General features: G+C 71.0%; 13 protein-coding genes and 2 pseudogenes. 4 read left to right on the forward strand and 11 right to left on the reverse strand.

Features of this window, described 5'->3' with window-relative positions; genetic code table 11:
- Nucleotides 1–12 precede the first annotated feature (12 nt).
- Together ACRAS8_RS16185 and ACRAS8_RS16190 are read right to left on the reverse strand one after the other, a co-directional pair.
- The gene (locus tag ACRAS8_RS16185) at nucleotides 13–981 is read right to left on the reverse strand and encodes an aromatase/cyclase (protein WP_438486760.1); all 969 of its coding nucleotides are present in this window, start codon (nucleotides 979–981) and stop codon (nucleotides 13–15) included.
- A gap of 32 nt (nucleotides 982–1,013) precedes the next feature.
- Nucleotides 1,014–1,799 carry an SDR family NAD(P)-dependent oxidoreductase gene (locus ACRAS8_RS16190; protein ID WP_438486761.1) on the reverse strand — a complete coding sequence of 262 codons (786 nt, stop codon included), beginning with the start codon at nucleotides 1,797–1,799 and terminating at the stop codon, nucleotides 1,014–1,016.
- Nucleotides 1,800–2,098: 299 nt separating this feature from the next.
- Between ACRAS8_RS16190 and ACRAS8_RS16195 the strand changes: the two genes are divergently transcribed.
- Nucleotides 2,099–2,554 carry a nuclear transport factor 2 family protein gene (locus ACRAS8_RS16195; RefSeq protein WP_438486762.1) on the forward strand — a complete coding sequence of 152 codons (456 nt, stop codon included), beginning with the start codon at nucleotides 2,099–2,101 and terminating at the stop codon, nucleotides 2,552–2,554.
- 316 nt (nucleotides 2,555–2,870) lie between these two features.
- Here ACRAS8_RS16195 and ACRAS8_RS16200 read toward each other — a convergent pair.
- The 3 genes and pseudogenes from ACRAS8_RS16200 to ACRAS8_RS16210 form a co-directional block, all read right to left on the reverse strand.
- Nucleotides 2,871–3,041 (reverse strand): annotated as a pseudogene (locus ACRAS8_RS16200) (DUF190 domain-containing protein); the annotation flags it as partial.
- Between the two features lie 99 nt (nucleotides 3,042–3,140).
- Nucleotides 3,141–4,297 (reverse strand): annotated as a pseudogene (locus ACRAS8_RS16205) (MFS transporter); the annotation flags it as partial.
- 39 nt (nucleotides 4,298–4,336) lie between these two features.
- Nucleotides 4,337–5,218 carry an AfsR/SARP family transcriptional regulator gene (locus ACRAS8_RS16210; RefSeq protein ID WP_438486763.1) on the reverse strand — a complete coding sequence of 294 codons (882 nt, stop codon included), beginning with the start codon at nucleotides 5,216–5,218 and terminating at the stop codon, nucleotides 4,337–4,339.
- A gap of 179 nt (nucleotides 5,219–5,397) precedes the next feature.
- Between ACRAS8_RS16210 and ACRAS8_RS16215 the strand changes: the two genes are divergently transcribed.
- The 3 genes from ACRAS8_RS16215 to ACRAS8_RS16225 all read left to right on the forward strand — a co-directional run bounded on the left by ACRAS8_RS16215 (nucleotide 5,398) and on the right by ACRAS8_RS16225 (nucleotide 7,642).
- Nucleotides 5,398–5,823, forward strand: coding sequence for a helix-turn-helix domain-containing protein (locus ACRAS8_RS16215; protein ID WP_438486764.1), 426 nt, complete (start codon nucleotides 5,398–5,400; stop codon nucleotides 5,821–5,823).
- 177 nt (nucleotides 5,824–6,000) lie between these two features.
- Nucleotides 6,001–6,429 (forward strand): toxin, encoded by a 429-nt coding sequence (locus ACRAS8_RS16220; RefSeq protein WP_438486765.1) that lies wholly within the window; start codon nucleotides 6,001–6,003, stop codon nucleotides 6,427–6,429.
- A gap of 34 nt (nucleotides 6,430–6,463) precedes the next feature.
- A complete protein-coding gene (locus tag ACRAS8_RS16225) occupies nucleotides 6,464–7,642 on the forward strand; it encodes an MAB_1171c family putative transporter (protein WP_438486766.1) in 1,179 nt (392 codons plus the stop codon).
- 34 nt (nucleotides 7,643–7,676) lie between these two features.
- Here ACRAS8_RS16225 and ACRAS8_RS16230 read toward each other — a convergent pair whose 3' ends face one another.
- The 6 genes from ACRAS8_RS16230 to accD all read right to left on the reverse strand — a co-directional run bounded on the left by ACRAS8_RS16230 (nucleotide 7,677) and on the right by accD (nucleotide 14,039).
- Nucleotides 7,677–7,934 carry an acyl carrier protein gene (locus ACRAS8_RS16230; protein ID WP_438486767.1) on the reverse strand — a complete coding sequence of 86 codons (258 nt, stop codon included), beginning with the start codon at nucleotides 7,932–7,934 and terminating at the stop codon, nucleotides 7,677–7,679.
- A 78-nt stretch (nucleotides 7,935–8,012) separates the two neighbouring features.
- Nucleotides 8,013–9,248, reverse strand: coding sequence for a ketosynthase chain-length factor (locus tag ACRAS8_RS16235; protein WP_438486768.1), 1,236 nt, complete (start codon nucleotides 9,246–9,248; stop codon nucleotides 8,013–8,015).
- Entirely contained in the window at nucleotides 9,245–10,522 is a 1,278-nt protein-coding gene (locus ACRAS8_RS16240; RefSeq protein ID WP_438486769.1) for a beta-ketoacyl-[acyl-carrier-protein] synthase family protein, read from the reverse strand. Before ACRAS8_RS16240 ends, ACRAS8_RS16235 begins: the two co-directional genes overlap by 4 nt.
- Nucleotides 10,519–11,880, reverse strand: coding sequence for an acetyl-CoA carboxylase biotin carboxylase subunit (locus tag ACRAS8_RS16245; RefSeq protein WP_438490505.1), 1,362 nt, complete (start codon nucleotides 11,878–11,880; stop codon nucleotides 10,519–10,521). Before ACRAS8_RS16245 ends, ACRAS8_RS16240 begins: the two co-directional genes overlap by 4 nt.
- Nucleotides 11,881–11,892: 12 nt before the next feature.
- Complete coding sequence (locus ACRAS8_RS16250; protein ID WP_438486770.1) at nucleotides 11,893–12,333, reverse strand: acetyl-CoA carboxylase biotin carboxyl carrier protein; 441 nt, start codon at nucleotides 12,331–12,333, stop codon at nucleotides 11,893–11,895.
- Nucleotides 12,330–14,039, reverse strand: coding sequence for an acetyl-CoA carboxylase, carboxyltransferase subunit beta (accD, locus tag ACRAS8_RS16255; protein ID WP_438486771.1), 1,710 nt, complete (start codon nucleotides 14,037–14,039; stop codon nucleotides 12,330–12,332). Before accD ends, ACRAS8_RS16250 begins: the two co-directional genes overlap by 4 nt.
- Nucleotides 14,040–14,041 lie beyond the last annotated feature (2 nt).

Below are 14,041 nucleotides of genomic sequence, written 5' to 3' on the forward strand. Positions count from 1 at the left end.
AATACGACGGAATCAGGTGGAGACCTGAAGCCAGGGCACGGTCTTTTCAGCGTACTCCCGTGCCAGGTTCATGGTGGCCGTGCTGTTGCGGCCCAGCGCCTCACGTACATAGGCGCGTGCTTCGGGGAGCCCGGCGTCCGCGCCGAGCACCGCCGGAACGGCCGACTCCCGCAGCAGCACCGAGTGCTGTGAGGTGACGGTGGTGCCGGTCTCGTCGGTGGAGATGCTCCACTCGCCGGTGTGCGCGGTCATCAGGGCGGGGGTGGTGGTCTGCTTGTAGACGATGCGCCGGGCATGCGGGAAGCAGACCCGGACCGACTCCGTGGTGTGGGTGGAGCCATCGGCCGTCCGGGTCTCCATCTCCATGGTCTGTACGCCGGGTTCGTCCTCGGTCAGGTCGAGCCGGGCGACGTGCGGCAGCCGTTCGGGCCACCGGCTCGCGTGGTAGAGAAACTCGTAGACGGCGTCGGCGGAACCCTGGACGCGCACAGAGTCCTCGAATGTGAGCGTCCGCTGCTCCAGCGTCTGCCAACTCTCCGCCAGATCCCTGATGTTCGCCAACTCCGTGCGGCTGTTGCGGTCGGTGGCCTGCTCGACCCAGGTGACGTCCGCCGGCCGGTCATCGATGACGGAGAAGGTGTGCAGCAGCGTCAGCCGGGTCCGCTGCGGGCCTGTGGGTTCGGCGATCCAGGTGCCGGTCATCGACGCGACGGGGGCGGCGGACCGCTCCTGCCGAAATTCGATCTTCCGAGCCTCGATGTCCAGCAGCCGCCGTGACGTCCACGACTTCACCTGGCCGTTGGCCGTGGCCCACATGCGCAGCCGCTCGCCGGTCGCGTCGTGTTCCAGGCGTTCGACGTACACGTTGGGTGCGAGATACTGCGGCCAGCGCGTCGCGTCGGCGAGCAGGCCGTACACAACCCCGGCGGGTGCCGCCACGTCGGTGTGATGGGCAGTCTGGTGGATACGGTCGCGGGACATGCGGTCGCCTTTCTCTCCGGTCAGCCGGACGGTCAGAAGTTGCCCAGTCCGCCGCAGACGTTGAGCGCCTGGGCAGTGATGGAAGCTGCCTGGTCAGTGGTCAGGTAGCCGACGAGCCCGGCCACCTCCTCGGGGGTGGAGTAGCGGCCCAGCGGGATCTTGGCCTCGAACTGCTCGATCACCGCGTCCTCGGTTGTGTCCCAGGCGGCGGCGTAGCCCGCGCGGACCCGCTGCGCCATGGGCGTCTCCACATAGCCGGGGCACACCGCGTTGACGGTGACGCCACTGGGTGCCAGCTCCCGGCCGAGCGCCTTGGTGAACCCCACCACGCCATGCTTGGAGGCGCTGTACGGAGCCCCGAGGACGACGCCCTGCTTGCCGGCGGTGGAGGCGATGTTGATGATGCGTCCGTAGGCGGCGCCCTCCAGCCCACCGTTCTTGAGCACCTCCCGGGTCAGCCGGAAGACACTGGTGAGGTTGGTGCCGATGACGTCGTCCCACAGCTCGTCGGAGATCTGGGAGGTCCGGCCTCCTCCGTTGCGCCCCGCGTTGTTGACGAGGACGCCTATGGGGCCGTAGCGGTCCACGGTGGCGCGGACCAGCTCCGTGACCGACGCGCGGTCGCGGACGTCGGCGGCGATGCCGTCCACGTCGTGGCCCTCGGCGCGGAGTCCGGCGACGGTGCGGGCGACCGCTTCGGCGGTCCTGGCGCAGAGGAAGACCCGCATGCCCCGTGCCGCCAGGTCGCGGGCCACTGCGAGCCCGATGCCGCTGGTGGCACCCGTGACGAGCGCGACGGGTCCGTTCTGTGAGGTCATGACGCATCCTTCCGGGCGGCGCCGCTGCACCCGGGCTCGGGGCCCGGGCCGGGTGCCGTGTCGTCGACGTGCTGTCCGGTGTGCCCTGACGGGCAACCGACGCCACTGTGAAGACCCGGACTGGACCCCAGCTGGAGCTGTGCCGGAGCTGTACTGGACGGCGCGGGCGTGCCTCATGGGCGGGGTTCCCGCGACCGGCACGTGCGGGACTCCAACGCGGCTCGATCGCGCCGTCGGAGCCTGGCGCTGCCCCTGCCGTCCGTGCCGACCGGCACGCCGACCACGATTCGGAGCACGCAGTGACCCTTCAGACCCTGACCCCGCCCACCACCGAGGCGCTCGCGCTCGCCGCCCTCCGTGCCGAGGCACAGCAGTTCTACGCCCACCACATGCAGCTGCTCGATGCCGGCGCAGCCGAAGAGTGGGCGGCGGGCTTCACCGCGGACGGAACGTTCGACGTGCCCACGGCGCCGGAGCCCGTACGGGGCCGGGCCGCGCTGGCGGCAGCAGCGCGGACCGCCCACACGACGCTGGCGGAGAACGGCGAACAGCATCGCCACTGGCCCGGCGTCTTCGACATCCGCCCGCAGGAGGACGGCACGGTGCGGGTCCGGTCCTACGCCGTCGTGTACGCCACCACACGGGGCGGCGCCTCGCGGGTGCACCGCGTCTGCACCTGCGATGACGTGCTGGTCCGCGAGGATGGCGTGCTGCGGATCAGCGCCCGGGTGGTCCGCCGGGACGATCTGGGCTGAACCGCGGATCCGCGGGAACGGTGACCGGGGCCCCGGTACTTCCTGGCAGTGTCCCGATCAGCCGTCCTCCTCCGACCTGCTCAGCGCCCGTACGAGGTAGGGCAGGGCATGGTGGATGAGCGCCGGGGGCGCTCCGGGCCGGCCACCGGGTCGGGTGCGTCACCGAGGGACGCGGCGCGGCAGGCGAGTTCGGCCTGCCGCCGGTCGACGTGGGCGTCGTAGTGGGAGGGAACAGCTCTTCTTTGTCACGGAAGTTGGAGGAGAAGGCACCCCGGGTGAAGCCGGCCAGGGTGGTGTCCGTGAAGACGCGGCGGCCTCACCGATGCCGGTGACGATCCCGACGACGGCGGCGGTCGTGCCGACGTGGCGAGCAACGGGCCGTTGACAGGTGCCGGAGCAGGCTGTCGTCGAGGATGACCAGGCCCTCCTTGATCAGTTCGTCGAGTTGGTGGAGGAAGGCGCGGATGCGTTCTTCGGTGTCGACGAGAGACTCTCGCGCCGTCCAGGCTCGCGGCGGGGCCGGCAGCGCGTCGGTGCGGGACGTGAAATGAACCGTCGGACACCCGTCCGGGAAACGCGGGGCCCCTCAGGCGTACTCGTCGACTGCAGGTGTCTGTGGGGTGGAGCGGGGTCGGTGGTTGACGAGGAGGGCCGCGAGGGCGGCGGAGAGGGTGAGGAAGCCGGCTGCCCACCGGATGGCGGCGGAGTAGCCGTGGACCATCGCCTGCAGATGCAGGCGTCCGGCTCCTGCGGGGCTCGCAGCAGTGTGGTGGCGAAGGTAGGTGGTGGTGGCGATGGTGTTGAGCAGGGCGGTGCCGATGGCGCCGCCGATCTGCTGGGAGGTGTTGACCAAGGCGGAGGCGACGCCGGAGTCCCGCGGGGCGACGCCGTGGGTGGCCAGGCTCATGGCGGGCATCAGGGCGGTGCCCATGCCCAGTCCCGTGACGACCATGCCGGGCAGGACGACGGCGGGGTAGGAGCTGTCGGGAGTGATCTGGGCGAGGATGACCAGGCCCGCGGCGGCGACGAGGTAGCCGGGGGCCATCAGTGTGCGGGCGGGAAGGCGCGGAACCAGGCGGGTGCCGATCCGGGTGGCGCCGGTCATCATGCCGGCCGTCAACGGCAGGAACGCCAGTCCGCACCGCAGGGGGCTGAAGCCGAGGACGACCTGGAGGTAGAAGGCCAGGAACAGCAGCAAGCCGAACATGCCGGTGATCGAGATGGCCAGGCAGAGGAAGGCGCCGCCGCGGTTGCGGTCGAGGATCACCCGCAGCGGCAGCAGCGGGGCGTTCACGCGGTGCTCCAGGAGCACGAACACCGCCAGCAGTAACAGACCGGTGCCGATCGGGCCGAGGGTGCCGGCGGCGTTCCAGCCGCCGGTGCTGCCGCGGCGGCGAAGAAGACGTTGACCAGCAGCGTCCAGCGCCAGGTGAGGTACTCGGTGAGTACGCCGCCCAGGATGAGGCCCAGGGCGGCGCCGCTGGCAGCGATGGCCCCGTAGATCCCGAACGCCTTGGCACGTTCCCTGGCCTCGGTGAAGGTCACGGCCAACAGGGACAGCGCGGCCGGGGCGAGCAGGGCGCCGAAGACGCCCTGCAGGGCGCGGGCGCCCATGAGCATGGCGGTGTCGACGGCGCCGCCGCCCAGGGCGGAGGCTGCGGCGAAGCCGGTGACGCCGGTGACGAAGGCGCGTTTGCGGCCCCACAGGTCGGCGATGCGACCGCCGAACAGCAGCAGGCTTCCGGCCCTGCGATCTGTCCGAGGACCGCCGGCCGATGCGCCTCAGGCCACGGGCGCGGGTGCACCGAGGCGGGTTCGCTGCAGCAGAGCGTGCACGTCGCGCGAGCCGGCCGGGCCCCTGCCCGCCTGCCCCTCTCCATAGCGGGTGGGTTCCGTGGGGCCGAGGATGTCCTGCTGCAACCGGCGCAGGTCGGGGGAGGGTTCGAGCCCCAGTTCGTCGGCCATGGAGCGGCGGAGCCGGTCGAATACCTCCAGCGCCTGGGGACGACGCCCGGAGCGCTGGAGAGCAAGCATGTAGTACGCGTGCAGGTGCTCGTCGAAGGGCTGCTGGAGCACCAATCCGGCCAGCTCGCCGAGGACTTCCGCGTGGCGGCCGATGCGAAGTGCGGTCTCGATACGTAAGCTGCGCGCCGTCTGCCGCGACTGTTCGAGGCGCGACACCTCCGCCTGCAGCGGCAGTCCCTGGTCGACGTCGACGAGCGCCGAGCCCTGCCAGAGGTCGTCGGCCAACTGCAACTGCCGTACCGCGCCGGCCTGGTCGCCGACGCGCAGCGCGTCCCGGCCGGCCGCCGCGTACCTGCGGAATTCAGCCAGGTCGAAGGTGCAGGCCGCGGTGTTGAAGACGTAGCCCATGCTCTTGGTCTGCAGGAGCTCACCGCTCACCACAGCCGGCGGCAGCGACATCTTGGCCGAGATGCTGCGGCGGATGTTGCGGATATAGGTCTGCAGCGCAGTGACTGCGGTCTTGGGCGGACTGTCGTGCCACAGCTCCTCCACGAGCTGCGAGACCGGCACGACATGTGAGTGGTTCATCAGCAAGAGCGCCAGAACCTTGCGCTCCTTGGGAGCAGTCGGGGTCGCCTGTATCTCGTCCGCATGGAGCGAGAGCGAGCCGAGTACGTCGATGCCTATGTGGACTGCCATGGTCCCCCTCCATGACGGAGCGCTCGTCAGCAAAAGTCAACTATCAGTTGATAGAAGCCACATGAAGACAACTGTCAGTCGTATGCATTCTGCATATACGGCCCTTTCATTGTCAACTGCCGTCTGTTTGAAGACAATTGGAGTCTTCAGCGTGCCGGAATGGCGCAGAGAGTGAGAACATGCCGGACAACGACGATCAAGTGGTGCTCGCGGAAAGACTCAACCATCTGTTCCGCACAAGTCGACCACAGGGCAGGCACTGGACCAACCGGGAGGTGGCCGAGGAAGTCAAGCGCATCAACCCCGGGTTGAAGGTGAGCAGTGCATATCTGTCGGCACTGCGCACGGGCAAGCGGTCCAACCCCTCCACCGACCTGCTGAGCGCCCTGGCGAAGTTCTTCGGTGTCTCGCCGGCCTACTTCGTCGACCCCGATCACGCCGACCGCGTCGACTCCCAGCTGACGGCGCTCAACGAGCTGGGCCAAGCCGGCGTGCGCGGCGTCGCCCTGCGTGTGGTGGGACTACCGCCGGAGAGCCTCGCCGCCATCACCGCCGTTATCGACCAAGTCCGCAAACTGCAGGGATTACCGCCCGTTGAGGAGTAGATCCACGTAGTGTCCGCTCTGCCGAGTCCGCGCCGGACGTGGCTCCGGAGGAACGCCGATCTGCGCCGCGCCTGCCAACGGCGCCTCGCGTCGCTCGGCGCCCCCGGCCCACGGAGCATAACCGAACTGCGCAGCCACATCAGTGCGTTACGGGGCCGACCCGTGGTGACCGTCCCCATGAGGCTCAAGCCCCCGGAGCCCTGCGGGATGTGGCTCGCCTGGCAGGATGTGGATGTCGTCGTGTACGCGGCCGATGCGAGCCACGCGTATCAGGACCACATCATCGTCCACGAACTGGCCCACATCCTCTGCGGCCACCGCACCGCCGACGACCCGATCGCCCAAGGCGCCGACACGCTCTTCCCCGATCTCGACCCTCAGCTGGTGCGGGACGTCCTCTACCGGTCCGCATACACGGATCCGCAGGAGCGCGAGGCCGAGATGATCGCGTCGCTCTTCCTCAAGCAGGCCGCCTCGGGCCCCCCGGAGGTTACCGGCGAGGTCCCTCCCCCCGCGGACGCAGAAATCATCGCGCGCATCGAGGCGACCATCGGCCCACGCCTGCCTCGAGCGAGCGCCCCGACCGAACCCGGTCGTCTTGACTGAACTCCCCACCCCCCGTGCCAATCTCCCCCGGGGAATGCTGATCGACAGCCTTCCCAGTCAGGTCATGGGCTGGGCCTGCGCCGCCGCGGCCCTGGCCGCGTTCCTCTACAACCTCCCCGTGCTGCTGCGCAGCCGCAGGGACCCGGCCGTGCTCGCCCTGTGCGTGTACTTCCTGTGTTCCTCCGTCAGCTTCCTGGAACAGCTCAACCGGGTGACTCCGACCACGACCCTGCTGCCCTGGCACCAGCATCTGGCGCCCCTGGTGACCGAGGTCGCCGTCGTCGGCTTCACCGGCGCGCAGACGGTGTTCATGACCTACTGGTCCCACCCTCCGGACGCCGCACGGCCCCGGGCGCGCAGACTGGTCGCCGCCTGGGTGGGCATGGCGGTCCTGCTCGTCACCCTGCACGCCGCGCTGGGGCTCGACGGCCGACGGCTCGTGGCGGACCGGCTCAGCACCGCGGACATGCGTGACCCCGGATATGCGGCATACCTCTACCTCTTCTTCGGGGTATGCGCGTTCGGGCAGCTGGAGACGGCGCGCCTGTCGTGGCGGTACATGAAGATCGCCAAGCGGTCCTGGTTGGGCTGGGGCATGGGGGCCGCCATGCTGGGCGCCGTGCTCTCCTTCAGTCACTGCGGGCTCCGCTGCTGGGAGATCACCGGTGAGCTGTCAGGGAGCGATGCGCATCTGCCTGACGCCCCGGACTGGCTCACCGGTGACATCGGCACCGTCCTCAAGGTGTTCGGCTGGACCGTTCCCGCCTGGGGGCCGAGCCTGGGCAGGGGGTCGCGATGGTGCGCGAAGTACCGTGCCTACCTGCGACTGCGGCCCCTGTGGCTGGCGCTCTACCGCGCCGTGCCCGACATCGTCCTCGACCCGCCGCTCCCCTACCGCCTCGAACACCTGCTGCCGCTCCGGGACCTGGACTACCGGCTCTACCGGCGCGTCATCGAGATCCGCGACGGCCAGCGCGCCCTGCGCCCCTATCTGCCTCCCGGCCTCAGCCGGCACGCCACTGCGCTGCTTTCCTGCGCCGAAGCCGAGGCGTATGCGCTGTCCGTGGCGATCCGGGAGAAAGGCGCAGGCAGGGCACCCGAGGTCTCGACCACCGTCGATTCGAGGACGGACAGCGGCAGCCGCTCGTCCGGGTTGCAGGACGACATCGCGTGGCTGGTCCGGGTCGCCGACGCCTTCGTCCGACTGCGCTGAGGGGCCGGGGCGTGCAGCGTGCACGTCGCGGGGCTCAACCGGCCTGGGCAACCGCATCGTTGACGGCGGCCATGAGGGAGCGCGGGGTGTCGAGATCCCCCACCACCTGCTCGGACAGCGAGACACCGTAGTCGTCCTGGATACGGGCCGCCGTCTCCAGGAGGGCGAGCGAGTCGCAGCCGAGCGCGTCGAAGGTGAGGTCGAGGGCGTCCGCCGGGTTCCCGGTGAACTCCAGGTCTCCCGCGCTCTGGGCGAGCAGACGGATGATGTCCTGGGCTGTGATCCGTGTCATGGGGTCTTCTCCTTGGTGTCGGTACGTGGCCGTGCGAAAGGTCAGGAAGAGAAGGCGGTACGGAGGCGGGCGTGCGGGTCAGCGCGGGGTGTCCCCGGCTTCCGCGCGCCGCACCACGACGGCCGAGTTGAAGCCACCCTTGCCGCGGGCGAGGACCAGGGCGACGTCGAAGTCGCAGGGGCGGGGTTCCCCGAGGACGAGGTCGATGCCGTACGACCGGGGCACGGTGGTGGTGTGCGCGGTGGCCGGCAGGACCCGGTCGCGCAGGGCGAGGAAGGCAGCGGCCAGGTCGAGGGGCCCGCCGCCCGCGAACAGACGGCCCGTCAGCGCCTTCGGGACGGTCACGGGCACGGCCCCGGGCCCGAACACTTCCCGGACGACGGCCGCTTCGGTGGCGTCCTCGGCCCGCAGTCCGGCCGCGTCCGCGAAGACGGCGCCGACGTCCGCGGGGCGCAACCCGGCGTCGGCGATGGCCAGTTCGGCGGCGCGGCGCAGGCCCGGCGGGCGACCGCGGCCGGGAGCCGGGTCGAACGTGGCGGCATAGCCCGCGATCTCGCCGTACACGGCACAGCCACGCGCCCGGGCCGCGTCCGCGTTCTCAGCAATGAGGATCGCGCCGCCCTCGCCCGGCACATAGCCGTCCGCGTGGACGTCGAACGGCGTGTAGGCGCGGGCAGGGTCGGCGGTGGTGCTGACCCGGCCGCCGGACAGATGGGATGCCCAGCCCCAGGGGTCGAAGGCGGAGTCGAGGCCGCCACACACCACGAGCGGGGTGCCGAGGCGGACGGCGCGGCGCGCGTTGCCGACTGCGTCGAGCCCTCCGGCCTGCTCGCTGACCACCACGCTGCCGGGGCCGCGCATGCCGTGCCGGATGGAGATCTGGCCGGTGTTGACGGCGTAGAACCAGGCGAAGGACTCATAGACGCTCACCTTGGACGGGCCTTGCGACCACAGCTTGTTGAACTCCCGGTGCGTGAACTCGAAACCACCGGTGGCGTTCGAGGTCATCACGCCCATGTCGAACTCCGGGAACCCGGCCGGGTCCACCCCGGCGTCCTCCAGGGCGCTCGCCGCGGCCGCAAGCGCGTACCGCGTGGAGACGTCCGTCTGTGGCAGGAGCCGCTTCGGTATGTGCTCCTCGGCGTCGAAGTCCCGTATGAGACCGGCCAGCCGGGACGCGTACCGCGCGGTGTCGAACCGCTCGATCTCGCCGATGCCGCTCGTGCCCGCGAGGGTCGCCGCCCAGAAGTCCTCCGTGCTCCGCCCGTTGGGCGCGAGGACGCCGATACCGGTCACCACGACCTTGTCCGTCACGCGCGCTCCCCACCGGTACGGCGCAGCACCATGGCGCTCTGGAAGCCGCCGAAGCCGCTGCCCACGCTCAGCACCGTGTCCACCTCCATGTCGCGTGCCGTGAGCGGCACGTAGTCCAGGTCGCATTCCGGGTCGGGCTCGTGCAGATTGGCGGTCGGCGGCACCACGCCCTGGTCGATGGCGAGGGCGCAGGCCGCGATCTCGAGGGAGCCGATGGCGCCGAGCGAGTGGCCCACCATCGACTTGATGGAGCTGACCGGGACCCGGTACGCATGGTCGCCGAGGCTGCGCTTGAATGCGGCGGTCTCGTGCCGGTCGTTCTGTTTGGTGCCCGATCCGTGCGCATTGACGTAGTCCACCGCGTCCGGGGCGATCCGCGACTCGGCCAGGGCCGCCCTGATCGCCTCGGCCATCTCGCGCCCGTCGGGCTTGAGCCCGGTCATGTGGTACGCGTTGAGCCGGGTCGCGTAACCGGTGATCTCGGCATAGATGTGCGCGCCGCGCCGCCGGGCGTGCGCGTACTCCTCCAGGACGAACATGGCCGCGCCCTCCGCGAGGACGAATCCGTTGCGCGTGCGGTCGAAGGGCCGCGAGGCCCGCTCGGGCTCGTCGTTGCGCGGGGTCGTCGCCTTGATCGCGTCGAAACAGGCCACGACGATCGGCGTGACCGGGGTGTCCGCCGCCCCGGCGACCATCACATCCGCGCTGCCCTCCTGGATCAGGCGGCAGGCGTGGCCGAGCGCGTCGAGACCCGAGGTGCAGCCGTCGGAGACCATCGCCGCCGGGCCCTCGGCCCCGACCGCCCACGCCACCTCGGCGACCGCGGCGCCCGGCGTGAGGTAGTCGAACATGTGCGGGGACAGATACGCCGGGTCCACCTCCCACTGTCGGCCGCCGTCGGAGAGCACGAGGTACTCGCGCTCCAGGCTGGTCGCGGCCGCGACGGCGCTGCCCAGAGTGACGCCGGTGCGGTGCGGGTCGAGCTCGGCGAACTCGGCGCCGCTGTCGTCCATCGCCTCGTGCGCACAGGCCACCGCGAACTGCGCCGAGCGGTCCATCCTTCGGATCTGACGTGGCGTCAATCCCTCCTGAACGGGATCGAAGTCGCACTCGCCGGCGACCTGCGACCGGTACGGACTCGGGTCGAAGAAGGAGATCCGGCGGGTCGCCGTACGGCCGGAGGTCAGCAGATCCCAGAACTGCTTCGTCCCCGCTCCTCCGGGCGCTCGTACCCCGATCCCCGTGATGGCCACGCGGCGTGTCGGTTGTGTCATCGGTCGGTCCTCATCCCTAACACCTGAGAGACGATTGACGTGCTGTACTTCCCGCTGCGGAAAGCGGGTTCGTCCATGACGCTCCGCAGGAACCCGAGGGTGGTGTGCACCCCGGGACCCGCGACGCGGAACTCGGCGAGCGCCCGGTCCATGCGCCGCAGCGCCTCGTCGCGCGTCGGCGCCCAGGCCACGACCTTGGCAAGCAGCGAGTCGTACGAGACAGGCACCCGGTAGCCCTGGTAGGCGTGCGTGTCCACACGGACGAACGGGCCGCCCGCGGGCACGAACTCGGTGAGCGGCCCGGGCGCGGGCGCGAAGTCCCGCTCCGGGTCCTCCGCGTTGATCCGGCACTCGATCGCCGCCCCGCGCAGCTCCACGTCCTCCTGCCGCAGGGTGAGCCGCCGCCCGGCGGCGATGTGGAACTGCTCCTGCACCAGGTCGATTCCGGACAGTATCTCGGTGACCGGATGCTCCACCTGGATGCGGCAGTTGACTTCCATGAAGGAGAAGTCACCGGCGTCGTCCACCAGGAACTCGAAGGTGCCCGCGCCCACGTATCCGACCGCTTGGGCGCCACGGACCGCGGCCTCGCCCATGCGTGCGCGCAGGGCTGCGGGCAGGTGCGGCGCGGGTGCCTCCTCGATGAGCTTCTGATGCCTGCGCTGCACGGAGCAGTCGCGGTCGCCGACGTACACGGCGTTGCCGTACCGGTCCGCGAGGACCTGCACCTCCACGTGGCGAGCGGTGGGCAGATAGCGCTCGACGAAGACGGCGGGGTCCCCGAAGAGGGCGCGGGCCCGGGCGACGGTGTCGCGGTAGGCGGCGGCGAAGTCGGCGGGGTCGTGGATGATGGTCATGCCGCGCCCGCCGCCGCCCGCGGCCGCCTTGACGATGACCGGGTATCCGATGTCGTCGGCCACGGCCTGCGCGGCGGTAGCCGTCCCCAGCGGGCGCAGGCTGCCCGGCAGGAGCGGAAGTCCCACGGAGGCCATGGCCGCGCGGGCCGCCGTCTTGTCGCCGAGGCGCCGGATGACGTCGGCCGGCGGGCCGATGAAGGCAATGCCGTTGGCGCGGCACACCTCGGCGAAGTCGGCGTCCTCGGACAGGAACCCGTATCCCGGGTGCACGGCGTCCGCACCGGTGCGCAGGGCGGCCTCCACGAGGGCCGGGATGTAAAGGTAGCTACGGCTCGCGGCGGGCGGGCCGATGTGCACGGTCTCGTCGGCGCAGCGCACCACGGCGGAGTCGGCGTCCTCCGACGAGTACACGGCGACGGTCCGGATGCCCAGTTCACGAGCGGCCCGTGCGATGCGCAGCGCTATCTCGCCGCGGTTGGCGATCAGTACCTTCTCGAACATCATGCCCCGCCGTCAGCCCGTCGGCGCGAGGGCGAAGAGCGGCTCGCCGTACTCGACGGGATCGCCGTTCTGCTTCAGGACTTCGACGATCCGGCCGGGGCGGTCCGCCTCGACCGGGATCATCAGCTTCATCGCCTCGATGATTCCGACCTGCTGGCCCGGCTCGACGATGTCGCCCTCGCCGACGAACGGCTGCGCTTCGGGGGACGGCGCCCGGTAGAAGACGCCGACCATGTCCGCGCAGAGCTGCGCCGCGTGCGACTCGGGCGCCCGGTCGTCCTCGGGGGCCGGGGCACCGCGCGCCGGCTGTTCGTCCCACTCGGCTTCGAGGGTCAGCTCGCCCGCCCGCAGCCGCAGGGACTTCGGTGGCCGCGGGAACTCCCGGACGAGCCGCACCGCGTGGCGGCGCAGCTCGTCGAGGGCCCCTTCGGTGCCCTCCGTGCTCGTGGTCACGATTGCATCGCCTCCTCGGTGGCGCTGATGAAGGACTCCACGGCGCCGAAGGCCCGGAAGCGCGCGTGCCGTTCGGCGACGAGCTCCGCCGCAGACAGCGCGCGCAACTCGGCGAGAACCGAGGTCAGCGCCGCGTGCACGTGGTCGGCGGCGAGGTCCGGATCGCTGTGGGCGCCCTGTGCGGGCTCGGTCACGACGGCATCGGCGATGCCGAGGCGCAGCAGCGCGCCCGCGTCGATGCGCAGGGCCTCCGCCGCTTCCGGGGCCATCGCGGGGTCGTTCCAGAGGATCGCCGCGCAGCCCTCGGGGCTGATGACGGAATATATGGAGTGGGAACAGACGAGGACGCGGTCGGCGACGGCCAGGGCCAGGGCGCCGCCGCTTCCCCCCTCGCCGCTGACCAGGGTGATCACGGGCACCGGAAGCGTGGCCATCAGGCGGATGTTCTCGGCGATGACGACCGCCTGGCCCTGCTCCTCGGCCTCCACGCCCGGGTACGCGCCCGGGGTGTCGACGAAGGTGATCACCGGCAGGCCGAGCTTGCCCGCCATCCGCAGCAGCCGGGCGGACTTGCGGTATCCCGCCGGGGTCGCCATGCCGAAGTTGCGCTCGCGCAGCTCCTTGACGGTATGGCCCTTCTGCGTGCCGATGACCATCACCGGCACCCCGTCCAGGCACGCGGGCCCCCCGACAATCGAGGGGCACTCGCCGCCGATGCGGTCGCCGTGCAGCTCCTCGAAGCCGGTGCAGAGGCGCCCGATGTAGTCGAGTGTGGTGGGCCTGCCGAGGTGCCGGGCGCGCCGCACGGTGTCCCGGACGTCCGCGTCGGGAAGCCGGCCGGGGTCCCGGATCAGCGAGTACTCCGCGGGCGGTGGGCTGCCGTCCGGCCGGATCCGCCGTGACCCGGCGGCAAGCAGTCGGGTCAGGGTCTCGCGCAGTTCGGCCCGGGGCCGGATGGTGTCCACCAGGCCGTGCTCCAAGAGGTGTTCGGCGGTCTGGAAACCCTCGGGGAGCTCCTGCCGGATGGTCTGCGCGATGACCCGGGGACCCGCGAAGCCCATCCGGGCGCCCGGTTCGGCGACGATGACATCGCAGAGCGTGGCGAAGGAGGCGGCGACCCCGCCGTACGTCGGGTCGGTGATCAGCGAAACCGTGAGAATCCCGGCCCGGTCGAGGTCGCCGAGGGCCTGCGCGGTCTTCGCCATCTGCATCAGGGACAGGGCGCCCTCCTGCATGCGGGCGCCGCCCGACGCGGTGACGATCAGGAGCGGGACGCGCTCGCTCAGGGCCCGTTCGGCGGCGAGTGTGATCAGTTCGCCCACCGCCGTGCCCAGGCTGCCGCCGAGGAACCGGAAGTCCATCACCGCCGCGAGCACCGGGTGCGCTCCGAGGGTGCCGCGCGCCAGGACCACGGCCTCGTCGAGCCCGGTGGCGGTGCGCGCCGCCTCCAGGCGCTCCGCGTACGGCTTGGTGTCGGTGAATCGGAGGGGGTCACCGCTCCACACGGGCAGGGCCAGCAGCTCCGTACTGCCCTCGTCGAAGAGCTGGGCGATGCGCTCGGGGGCGGTGAGCCGGTGGTGGTGCCCGCAGCCGGGGCACACCCGCAGATTCCGTGCGAGCCGCGGACCGTAGATCATCTCTCGGCACCGCGGGCACACGGCCCAGTCACCGGCCGGCTGGGGTCGGGGCTCTCCTGCTTGTCTCATGG

Origin of the sequence: Streptomyces sp. S186 (assembly GCF_051603415.1) — a bacterium.
GTDB lineage: Bacteria > Actinomycetota > Actinomycetes > Streptomycetales > Streptomycetaceae > Streptomyces.